This window comes from Pseudokineococcus sp. 5B2Z-1 (assembly GCF_037482305.1).
Lineage (GTDB): Bacteria > Actinomycetota > Actinomycetes > Actinomycetales > Quadrisphaeraceae > Pseudokineococcus.
Genome location: NZ_JBBHZG010000002.1, coordinates 896,012 through 905,875, shown reverse-complemented (window position 1 = coordinate 905,875; position 9,864 = coordinate 896,012). Strand labels below are relative to the sequence as shown.

Below are 9,864 nucleotides of genomic sequence, written 5' to 3'. Positions count from 1 at the left end.
GGGCCGGCGGCGCTGACTCGCCGCCGGTGGTCGGGGGGCGGGCGGCCGGCCCCGCGCGCGGCGGGGCGGCGGCCGCCCGGAGGTCGCCTAGAGCTTGGCGACCTGGGTGAAGGCGAGCTCGACCGGCGTCTCGCGGCCGAAGATCGACACGAGGACCTTGAGCTTCTGCGCGTCCGCGTTGATCTCGGTGATGGTCGCCGGGAGCGTCTCGAAGGGCGGCTCCATGACGGTGACGGACTCGCCGACCTCGAAGTCGACCTCGGTGGGGCGCGACGGCTGCTGGCCGCCACCGCCGCCGCCGGCGGCCGGGCGCTGCTCGCGGGGGGCGATCGTGGGCGCCAGCATGGAGAAGACCTCGTCGAGGCTCAGCGGCACGGGCTGGTGGGTGTGCCCCACGAAGCCGGTGACGCCCGGCGTGTGGCGCACGGCGCCCCACGACTCGTCGGTGAGGTCCATGCGCACGAGGACGTAGCCGGGGATCCGGACGCGGCGCACGAGCTTGCGCTGGCCGTTCTTGATCTCCGTCACCTCCTCCATGGGGACCTCGACCCCGTAGATGTAGTCCTCCATGTTGAGGCTGGTGATGCGGTTCTCGAGGTTCGCCTTCACGCGGTTCTCGTAGCCCGCGTAGGAGTGCACCACGTACCAGTCGCCGGGCTCGCGCCGCAGGGCGGCCTTGAACTCCTCGACCGGGTCGCCCTCGTCGTCGGAGGCGTCGACGTCGACCGGGCCGACGGCGCCGTCGCCCGGGGCCTCCTCGGCCGCGGGGGCGTCGTCGGAGGAGGAGGCCTCCTCGGCGCCCTCGGCCGCCAGCTCGCGGTCCAGGGCGTCCTCGACCGCGGGGTCCGCCTGGTCGTCGTCCACGTGCGGGGCCTGCTCGTCCTGGGCCTGCTCGTCGTGGGCCTGCTCGGCCTGCTGCTCGGTCACGGGGGTGGGCCTGCCTTCCGGCGTGCTGGGCGGTGGGTGCGCGCGGCCACCGCGAGGTGGGGGGTGTGGTCGGGAGGGCGGCTCAGCCGCCGCCGAAGACCCACAGGACGGCTCGCCCGAAGACGTAGTCCAGGCCGGAGACGTAGAGCATGACGACGGCCACGAAGACGAGCACGACCGAGGTGTAGGTGAGGAGCTCCCGGCGCGTGGGGCGCACGACCTTGCGGAGCTCGGCCACCACCTCGCGCAGGAAGCGGACGAGCCGGGCGCCGGGCCCCGGCCGCTCGGCCTCGGCGCCGCGACGTCTGGCCGGCGAGGAGCCGCCGCCCTCGCCGGAGGCGTCCCCTCCGGGACGGGGGGCGTCGGCCGCGTCGGCGTGCGTCACAGGGGCTCCTGCCTGGGGCGTCGGTCGGGGTCTCGGCGGGGTCCTCCCGCCACGGTCGGACCCGCGCGACGGCGCCCGCCTGGGCGCCCCCCGCGCCGGTCCGCTCGGCTGCCACGCCGGCCCCCTCAGGAGCCGGCGTCCGCAGGGCAGGAGGGACTCGAACCCACAACCGCCGGTTTTGGAGACCGGTGCGCTACCAATTGCGCCACTGCCCTTCGGCCACCCGGGCGCCGACCGCGCCCGGGGGCGGCGGACGGCGCACCTGTGCAGCCGACCGTCACTGTACGCGGCGACCACCGCCGGAGTCGAACCGCCGAGCCCCGCCGCCCGCCGGCCCCTCGTCGACCCCGGCGCGCCCGTCCCCGCCGTCGCGCCCGGGACGCCGCGGTCCAGCCGCCGGTCCTCCCCGCCCGCGGGAGGTCCGCGGTGGGAGGATCGCCCGCGTGAGCCCCCAGACGGACGCCCCCGCCCCCACCCCCTCGCGCTCCCGGGTGTCCGCCCGGGTCGGCGGCATCGCCGAGTCGGCCACCCTGGCCGTCGACGCCCGCGCCAAGGCCCTCAAGGCCGAGGGTCGGCCCGTCATCGGCTTCGGCGCGGGCGAGCCCGACTTCCCCACGCCCGCTCCGGTGGTCGAGGCGGCGGTCGCCGCGGCGCGGCGGCCGGAGAACCACCGGTACACGCCTGCGGCGGGGCTGCCCGAGCTGCGCCGGGCCATCGCCGCCAAGACGGCGCGCGACTCCGGGCTCGAGCTCGACCCGGCGCAGGTCCTCGTCACCAACGGCGGCAAGCAGGCGGTCTACACGGCCTTCGCGACCCTCCTCGACCCGGGCGACGAGGTGCTCCTGCCCGCCCCCTACTGGACGACCTACCCCGAGGCGGTGCGCCTGGCGGGCGGCGTCCCCGTCGAGGTGTTCGCCGGGGAGGACGCCGACTACCTGGTGACCGTCGAGCAGCTCGAGGCGGCGCGCACGCCGCGCACGAAGGTGCTGCTCTTCTGCTCGCCCTCGAACCCCACGGGCGCCGTCCACCCGCGCGAGCAGGTGGAGGCCATCGGCCGCTGGGCGCTGGAGCACGGCGTCTGGGTCGTCACCGACGAGATCTACGAGCACCTCGTCTACGACGGCGCGCAGGCGGCGTCGATGCCCGTCGTCGTGCCCGAGCTGGCGAGCACGTGCGTCGTCCTCAACGGCGTCGCCAAGACCTACGCCATGACCGGGTGGCGGGTCGGCTGGCTGGCCGGCCCGGCCGACGTCGTCCGCGCCGCCACGAACCTGCAGTCGCACCTGACGTCCAACGTGGCCAACGTCTCCCAGCGCGCGGCCGTGGCCGCCCTCGAGAGCGACCTGTCGGCCGTCGCCGCCATGCGGGAGGCCTTCGACCGCCGCCGCCGGACGATGGTCTCGATGCTGCGCGAGGTGGACGGCGTCGTCTGCCCGATGCCGCAGGGGGCCTTCTACGCCTACCCCAGCGTGCAGGGCCTGCTCGGCCGCGAGCTGCGCGGGCGCACGCCCACCACCTCGGCCGAGCTCGCCGAGCTGGTCCTCGCCGAGGCCGAGGTCGCGGTGGTCCCCGGGGAGGCGTTCGGCCCCAGCGGCTACCTGCGCCTGTCCTACGCGCTCGGCGACGACGACCTCGTCGAGGGCGTCGGCCGGCTGCAGCGCCTGCTCGCCGAGGCCCGCTGACGGGGCTGCCCCGCGGGGAGGCGCCGGCGGGAGGCGCCCTCGCGGGGGCCTCAGGCCACGGGCGCGACGTCGTCCGCGGCGAGCGCGGCGGCCAGCTGCTCGGCCAGGGGCCCCGGCAGCCGGTCGGCCAGCTGCCGGGACAGGGCGCCCTCGAGCGCCGCGAGGTCGACGACGTCGGCCGCGGCGCCGTCGAGGCGCTCGCTGAGGGCGTCCGCGCCCGGCGAGGCGACGACGAGCCGGCCCCGCTCGGCGAGGTCGGCGAAGATGCCGTCGTTGCTCATGACGACGACGCGCAGCGGCTCGGCGGACGCGGGCACGGCCGCGGCGACCGCCAGCAGCTCGTGGTCGGCGAGGTCGCTGCCGTCGTCGACGGCGCGCACCGCTCCCGCCCACTCCGCGAGGTGGGGGGCGGCCCGTCCGGCGGCGCCGTGCTGGCCGGAGATGCCGACGACGTCGGCCTGGCGGGCCAGCCGGACGACGACCGACATGCGCGCCCGCCAGCGCACGGGCCCGGCGCGCAGGTTGTCGAGGTCGGCCAGGAGGACCTTCGCCCCCTCGCCCTCCCCCCACAGCGGGTCCTGGTCCAGCCAGGCGCCGACGGCGTCCCCCAGCGGGTCGGGCTCGGGCGTCGCGACCGGAGGGACGGGCTCGCCGACGGGCTCCGGCGCGACCGGCCGGCGGCGCGCGGGCCGGCGGGGCTCCGGCGCGGCGGGCAGGTCGTCGAGCCGGAACCACTCGTAGTCGGCCCACTCGCCCGGCGCTCCACCCAGTCCCACGCCGCGCATGCTCCCACCTGCCGGGCCGTGGGGCGGTGCGGCCGCGCGGCGGCGGCGCGCGTCCGGCGGCGCCGACGACCGGGGCCCGGAGGACGGCGGGCCCGGACGACGAGGGCCCCGCGACCGGCGGTCGCGGGGCCCTCGTCGAGCGGGGAGGCGGGTGGGCTCAGGCGCAGCCGAAGCCTTGCAGCGGCAGGCCCTGCTCCTGGGAGGTGAGGGTGGCGATGTCGACGGGGTCGGCCGACAGCACCCACACCGACAGGAGCCAGACGACGACGACGAGGACGCCGACCACGACGCCCGCGACGCCGACGGCCCCGCCCCAGCGCGAGGAGCGGGACAGCGCGATGCCGACGGCGGAGAGGACCACCGCGACGACGGCGAGCAGGAGCGCCGTGAGGTAGCCGTCGACGCCGGTGGCCACCGCGCCCACCGGGTCGGGCGTGCACTCGCGGACGGCGGACTCGGTGCCCGCGAAGAACAGGGCGAGGAGGCCGGTGAGGAGGCCCGCCAGCGCGAGGCCCGGGCCCGCGGACCCGCCGCTGGACCGCTCGTCCTCGACGACGAGGACGTCGCCGTCCTCCTCGGCGCCGTCGACGACGCCGTCGCCGTCCAGGTCGGTCGCCGTGCCGGCGGGGCGGGACGCCGCGCCCGTGGTCGGGCCGGTCGCCGTCGCGCCGCCCGCGGCGGTGTCGGGGACGGCGGGGTCGGTCGGGTCGGCGGGCGTCCGCCGGGTGCTGTCGTCAGGGGTGCTCATGGGGCGATCCTCGCAGCCGCGGACCGCGGCGCCCCCGTGGGCGCGCCCGCCGGGAGCAGGTCCGCAGGCGGCGCCCAGGAGCCGCCCAGCGGCGGAGGACGTCGCGGGCCGAGGTGCCGCCCCCCGCCCGCCGCCCCGCCGTGCCGCACCGCCACGCCGTCCGACGGGGGCGCCGGGGGACCGTGGCCGCGCCACGGGTGCCACCATCGGCGGGTGGACCCCCTCCCCCGCGACGCCGGCCGGGACGACGAGGAGCCCGTGCTCGTCCTGTGCGCGCACGGCACGCGCGGCCCGCTCGGCCGGCGCACCGTCGGTGCGCTCGTGGGCGCCCTCGGGCGCCGGCGCCCCGGCACGGCCGTCCGGGCCGCCTTCGTCGACGTCCAGCCGCCCGCCGTCGCCGACGTCGTGGCCGGGCTCGCGGGCGGGCGCGACGTCGTGGTCGTGCCGGTGCTGCTGTCCGCCGGGTACCACGTGGGCTCCGACGTCGCGCGGGCCGTCGCGCCGTGGCCGCGCGCCGTCTCCGCGGGGCCGCTGGGGCCCCACCCGCTGCTCGACGCCGTCCTCGCCGACCGCCTCGCCGAGGCGGGCGCCGCCCCCGCCGACCCCGTCGTCCTCGCCGTCGCCGGCTCGAGCGACCCCCGCGCGGCGCGCGACACCGAGCGCGTCGCGGCGGCGCTGCGGGAGCGGCGGGAGGGCGCGGTGGTCGTCGGGTACGGGGCGGCGGCGGACCCGCGCGTCCCCGAGGCGGTGGCCGCCCTGCGCGCGGCGTCCCCGGCCGGCGCCCGCGTCGTCGTGGCCTCCTACCTGCTGGGGCCCGGCCACTTCCACGACCGCCTGGCCGCGGCCGGCGCCGACGCCGTCGCCGCGCCGCTGCTCACCGCCCCGGACGGGGGCCTGGAGCCGCGGGTCCTCGCCGCGGTCTGGTCGCGCTACGACGACGCGGTGGCGGGGCGGGGTCCGGAGCGCCTGCCGGGGACGTCGCCGGAGCGGGAGCCGGCGGCCGGGACGGGCGGCCGGTAGCCCCGGCCGAGAGGCGGCTCAGCCGAGCGTGCAGCCCACGAGCCGGGGCTCCGGCTCCAGGCGCACGCCGAAGCGCTCGGCGACGCCGTCGCGGACCTCGCGGGCGAGGGCGAGGACGTCCTGCGCGCTCGCCCCGCCGCGGTTGGTGACGGCGAGGGTGTGCTTGGTGGACAGCGCCGCGGGGCCGGGCAGGCCGTGGCCCCGCTCGAAGCCCGCGGCCCCGATGAGCCACGCGGCGCTCGTCTTGACGCCGCCGTCCGCCGGGTAGCGGGGGGCGCCCTCGGGCAGCGCGTCGGCCTCCGCCGCGCCCAGGACCGGGTTGGTGAAGAAGGAGCCCGCGCTCCAGGTGTCGTGGTCGACGACGCCGGCCGCGGGGTCGTCGAGCACCATCCCCTTGCCGCGCCGCAGCGCGAGCACCGCCTCGCGGACGTCGGCGGCGGGCGCCCGCCCGCCGACGGGCACGCCGAGGCGGTCGGCGAGCTCGGCGTAGCGCACCGGCCCGCCGAGCTCCCCCTCCCGCAGCTGGAAGGTGACGTCGAGGACGACGTAGCGGTCGGGGTCCTCCTTGAGCAGCGAGGTGCGGTAGCCGAGCCGCAGGTCGCCGACGGCGAGGGTGCGCAGGCGCCCCTCCCGGCGGTCCCACGTGCGCACCTGGGCCAGCGTCCCGGCGACCTCGGCGCCGTAGGCGCCGACGTTCTGGACGGGCGTCGCGCCCGTCGACCCCGGGATGCCGGACAGCGCCTCCAGCCCGAGCCAGCCGTGGGCCGTCGTCTCGGCGACGAGGTCCTCCCAGGGGTGCCCCGCCTCGGCGGTGACCCAGACGCCCCCGCAGGCGTCGACCGGCTCGCGCCGCAGCCCGCGCGACGCGACGACGACGGCCGTCACCGGCAGGTCGCCGTCGGCCACGAGCAGGTTCGAGCCCCCCGCGACGAGGAGCACCTCCTCACCGCGCGCGTCGGCGCCGCGGACGGCGTCCACGAGCTCCGCCTGGCTGCGGGCCACGACCTCGCGCGCCGGCCGGCCGCCGACGCGCAGCGTCGTCCGGGTCGCCAGCGGCGCGCCGGGAGCCCCCACCGCGTCCGTGCCGGTCGTGCCGACACCGCCGGCGGCGTCGCGGTCGGCGGGCGCCTGCTCCTGGGTGCTCACCGGACCCAGGGTAGGCGGGCTGCCGCCACCCCCGACGAGGCCGCACCCGGGTCCCGCAGGGGCGACCTGTTCCACAACGGGTCTTGTACGACACCTCTTGCGGGTCTAGCGTCCCCGCCGTGACCACCGACGACGCCGCACCCCCGCCGCCGGAGCTGCCCACGGGATCCACCCGCGTCACCGACCCCCGCGCCATGCGGGCGCTCGCGCACCCCGTCCGCCTGCGGCTCCTCGGCGAGCTGCGCGTCCGCGGCCCCCAGAGCGTCGGCATGCTCGGCGAGCTCCTCGACGAGCCGCCGGGCTCCGTGAGCTACCACGTCGGCGTGCTGGCGCGGCACGGCTTCGTCCTCGAGGCCCCGGAGCGGGCGCGCGACCGGCGCGAGCGCTGGTGGCGGGCCGCCGCCCGGACGACGAGCTTCGACCCGGCCGAGGCCCACGACGACCCCGAGCGGCGGCTGGCGATGGACGGGCTCCGGCGCGCCGTCCACCACCGGTACGCGGCGCTGCTCGAGGAGCACCTCGCGGCCGAGCCGGCCATGCCGCGGGAGTGGGTGGCCGCGTCGACCAGCGGCGACGAGCAGCTCTCCCTCACGCTCGACCAGCTCGTCGAGCTGCGGCGCGAGCTGCACGACCTCGCGCACCGCTGGGCCGCGCGCAGCGACCCGGCGGCGCCGGGAGCCCGGCGCGTCTCGCTCGTCTACCACGGGCTCCCCTGGTGACGGCGCCCGCCGGCCCACCCGTCGGCTCGGCCGTCGGCCCCGACCGGCCGCCCCTGGGCGCGGACGCCGCCCGACGGCGCTACGTGGCGCTCACCGCCCTCCGGTGGTTCCCCACGGGCCTGCTCGTGCCCGTCCTCGTGCTCCTCGCCGTCGACCGCGGCCTGTCGCTCGCCGAGGTGGGCCTCGTCACCGCCGCCCAGGGCGTCGTCGTCCTGCTCCTGGAGCTGCCGACCGGGGGGCTGGCGGACGCCCTGGGGCGCCGGCCGCTGCTCGTCGTCGCGGGGCTCGTCGGCACCGCGGCCCTCGCGGTCCTCCTCGTCGCCGGCTCCCCCGCCGGGTACGCCGCCGCCTTCGCCCTCATGGGGGTCTGGCGGGCGCTCGACTCCGGCCCGCTGCAGTCCTGGTACGTCGACGCGGCGCTCGCGGCGGACACCGACCCGCACGGGGCGGGTGGCGGGCCCGGCGGTGCTCCCGGTGGGGCGCAGGAGCGCGTCGAGGCGGGCGTGGCCCGGGGCGCCGTGGCGCTCAACGCGTCCGTGGGCGCCGGGGCGCTCGTCTCCGGCGGCCTCGTCGCGGCGGCTCCCGCGCTGGGGTGGCCCGGCGCGCCCCTGGCCCTGCCGGTCGCCGTCGCCCTCCTCGTCAGCGCGGCGGGCGTGCTGGCGGTGGCCCTCCTCGTGCGCGAGCCCCCGCGACGGGCCGACGGCGCCCGCGGGCGCCGCGCGCTCACCGGGGCGGTGCGCGACGTGCCGCGGACCGTCGTCGGGGGCCTGCGGGTCGCGCGGCGCTCGCGGGTGCTCCTCGCCCTCCTCGCCGTGGAGGCGTGCTGGGGGTTCGGCATGGTCGCCTTCGAGACGCTGACGCCCCCGCGGCTGGCGGAGGTGCTCGCGGGGTCGGTGGCGGCGGGCACCGAGCGCGCCGGGCAGCTCATGGGGCCCGTCAGCGCGGCCGGCTGGCTCGCAGCCGCCGTCGGGGCGACGGCGGCTGCGGGACTGGCGCGACGCTTCGGCACCGCCGTCGTCGCGGGGGCGCTCCGGGTGGCGCAGGGGGTCACCGTCGTCGGGCTCGCCCTCCTGGCCGGGCCGGTGGGCGTCGTGACGGCGTACCTCGCCTGCTACGCCGTGCACGGGGCGAGCAACCCGCTGCACGCGGCGCTGCTGCACCGGCAGGCGACGCGCGAGAACCGCACGGTCGTGCTGTCGATGAACTCGATGGTCGCCCAGCCCGCCGGCGCCCTCGGGGCGGTGGTGCTGGGCGCCCTCGCGGACGGCGCCTCGCTGGGCGCCGCGATGCTCGTCGGCGCCGTCGTGCTCGCCCTGGCGGCCCCGCTCTACCTGCCCGCCCGCCGCCAGGAGCGCGAGCGCGCCGACGTCGTCAGCGCCGCACGACCGCCCGCGCCCGCGTGAGCACGGAGACGCCGGCGCACGTCGCGGTGAGGTCGAGGCGGACCGTCGCGGGCCGGGCCGGGGCGTCCCCCTCGGCCGGGGCCCCCTCGTCGAGCGCGCCGACGACGGCGACGACCTCGACCTCGGTGCCCTCCTCGGGCACGACGACCGGCTTGGTGAAGCGCACGCCGAAGCTGTTGACGCGACCCGGGTCGCCGCCGCACCAGTCCTGCACGACGCGGCCGGCCAGCGCCATGGTGAACATGCCGTGGGCGATGACGCCGGGCAGCCCCACCCCCACCGCCGTGCGCTCGCTCCAGTGGATGGGGTTGAAGTCGCCGCTCGCGCCCGCGTAGCGGACGAGGTCCGCCCGGTGCACCCCGAAGGTGCGGCGGGCGACCTCCTGCCCGACCTCGAGCCGCTGGTCGCCCCCTGCCTGCTGACCGCCCACCGTCGCGCTCACGCGCCCTCCTCCTGGGTCCGCGGCGCCGGTGCCTCGGGAGCCCGGACGACGAGCACCGACGTGGCCGTGCAGACCGGTTCGCCGCTCTCGGTGGCGATCTCGTTGCGCGTCGTGACGATGGCGTTGCCCGCGGCGACGCGGACGCCGTCGACGTGCAGCGTCGTCACGAGCCGGTCGCCCACGACGACGGGCCGGTGGTGGGTGAAGGACTGCTCGCCGTGGACGACCCGGCTGAAGTCCACCCCGGCCGCCGGGTCGGCGAGGAAGCGGGCGTCGCTGCGCTGGGCCAGCACGACGGCGAAGGTCGGCGGCGCGACGACGTCCGCGTGGCCGAGGGCCCGGGCCGCGGCGGCGTCGGTGTGGACGGCGGGCACGTCGGCGGTGGCCAGCGGCCCCCCGAGCGCGGTCGCGGAGCCGGCACCGGCGACGGCGCTCGCGAACTCGCGGACCTTCTCCGCGCTCACCTCGTAGACGCCCTCGGGCGGGTAGGTCCGCCCGACGAAGCTCTGGTCGACGGCCACGTCGCTCCTCCGCTGCAGCTGGGCCGGCCCCCTCGCGCGTGATGGCGTGCGAGGGCTGACCGGTGGGACGACGACGGCGGGGCCGC

General features: G+C 79.0%; 11 protein-coding genes and 1 tRNA gene. 4 read left to right on the top strand and 8 right to left on the bottom strand.

Features of this window, described 5'->3' with window-relative positions; translation table 11 throughout:
* Nucleotides 1-87: 87 nt before the first annotated feature.
* The 3 genes from nusG to WDV85_RS08290 form a co-directional block, all read right to left on the bottom strand.
* Entirely contained in the window at nt 88-927 is an 840-nt protein-coding gene (gene nusG / locus WDV85_RS08300; protein ID WP_339570181.1) for a transcription termination/antitermination protein NusG, read from the bottom strand.
* 82 nt (nt 928-1,009) lie between these two features.
* Nucleotides 1,010-1,312: a preprotein translocase subunit SecE gene (gene secE / locus WDV85_RS08295; RefSeq protein WP_171201646.1), complete on the bottom strand. Its 303-nt coding sequence runs from the start codon at nt 1,310-1,312 to the stop codon at nt 1,010-1,012.
* A 142-nt stretch (nt 1,313-1,454) separates the two neighbouring features.
* Nucleotides 1,455-1,527 (bottom strand) — tRNA-Trp (locus WDV85_RS08290).
* A gap of 228 nt (nt 1,528-1,755) precedes the next feature.
* Here WDV85_RS08290 and WDV85_RS08285 point away from each other — a divergent pair.
* Nucleotides 1,756-2,994 (top strand): pyridoxal phosphate-dependent aminotransferase, encoded by a 1,239-nt coding sequence (locus tag WDV85_RS08285; RefSeq protein WP_339570180.1) that lies wholly within the window; start codon nt 1,756-1,758, stop codon nt 2,992-2,994.
* Nucleotides 2,995-3,044: 50 nt separating this feature from the next.
* Here WDV85_RS08285 and WDV85_RS08280 read toward each other — a convergent pair whose 3' ends face one another.
* Nucleotides 3,045-3,770: a hypothetical protein gene (locus WDV85_RS08280; RefSeq protein WP_339570179.1), complete on the bottom strand. Its 726-nt coding sequence runs from the start codon at nt 3,768-3,770 to the stop codon at nt 3,045-3,047.
* Between the two features lie 166 nt (nt 3,771-3,936).
* Complete coding sequence (locus WDV85_RS08275; protein WP_339570178.1) at nt 3,937-4,527, bottom strand: hypothetical protein; 591 nt, start codon at nt 4,525-4,527, stop codon at nt 3,937-3,939.
* 213 nt (nt 4,528-4,740) lie between these two features.
* Here WDV85_RS08275 and WDV85_RS08270 point away from each other — a divergent pair, with 213 nt between their 5' ends.
* The gene (locus WDV85_RS08270) at nt 4,741-5,547 is read left to right on the top strand and encodes a sirohydrochlorin chelatase (protein ID WP_339570177.1); all 807 of its coding nucleotides are present in this window, start codon (nt 4,741-4,743) and stop codon (nt 5,545-5,547) included.
* A gap of 18 nt (nt 5,548-5,565) precedes the next feature.
* Here the strand turns inward: WDV85_RS08270 and WDV85_RS08265 are convergent, their stop codons facing one another.
* A complete protein-coding gene (locus tag WDV85_RS08265) occupies nt 5,566-6,693 on the bottom strand; it encodes a UDP-N-acetylmuramate dehydrogenase (RefSeq protein WP_339570176.1) in 1,128 nt (375 codons plus the stop codon).
* A gap of 119 nt (nt 6,694-6,812) precedes the next feature.
* On the opposite strand from WDV85_RS08265, the gene WDV85_RS08260 reads away from it, so the two are divergent.
* Together WDV85_RS08260 and WDV85_RS08255 are read left to right on the top strand one after the other, a co-directional pair.
* Entirely contained in the window at nt 6,813-7,412 is a 600-nt protein-coding gene (locus tag WDV85_RS08260) for a helix-turn-helix domain-containing protein (protein WP_339570175.1), read from the top strand.
* Complete coding sequence (locus WDV85_RS08255; RefSeq protein ID WP_339570174.1) at nt 7,409-8,815, top strand: MFS transporter; 1,407 nt, start codon at nt 7,409-7,411, stop codon at nt 8,813-8,815. The genes WDV85_RS08260 and WDV85_RS08255 overlap by 4 nt, the downstream gene beginning before the upstream one ends.
* On the opposite strand, the gene WDV85_RS08250 is transcribed toward WDV85_RS08255, so the two are convergent.
* Both WDV85_RS08250 and WDV85_RS08245 read right to left on the bottom strand, forming a co-directional pair.
* Nucleotides 8,784-9,257 carry a MaoC/PaaZ C-terminal domain-containing protein gene (locus WDV85_RS08250; RefSeq protein ID WP_339570173.1) on the bottom strand — a complete coding sequence of 158 codons (474 nt, stop codon included), beginning with the start codon at nt 9,255-9,257 and terminating at the stop codon, nt 8,784-8,786. The two genes, WDV85_RS08255 and WDV85_RS08250, sit on opposite strands and share 32 nt — an antisense overlap.
* A complete protein-coding gene (locus WDV85_RS08245; protein WP_339570172.1) occupies nt 9,254-9,778 on the bottom strand; it encodes an FAS1-like dehydratase domain-containing protein in 525 nt (174 codons plus the stop codon). Before WDV85_RS08245 ends, WDV85_RS08250 begins: the two co-directional genes overlap by 4 nt.
* Nucleotides 9,779-9,864 lie beyond the last annotated feature (86 nt).

Bases quoted from the DNA above. Each gene is read 5' to 3' on its own strand.
- WDV85_RS08275 (WP_339570178.1), bottom strand. From the start codon at position 4,527: ATGAGCACCCCTGACGACAGCACCCGGCGGACGCCCGCCGACCCGACC.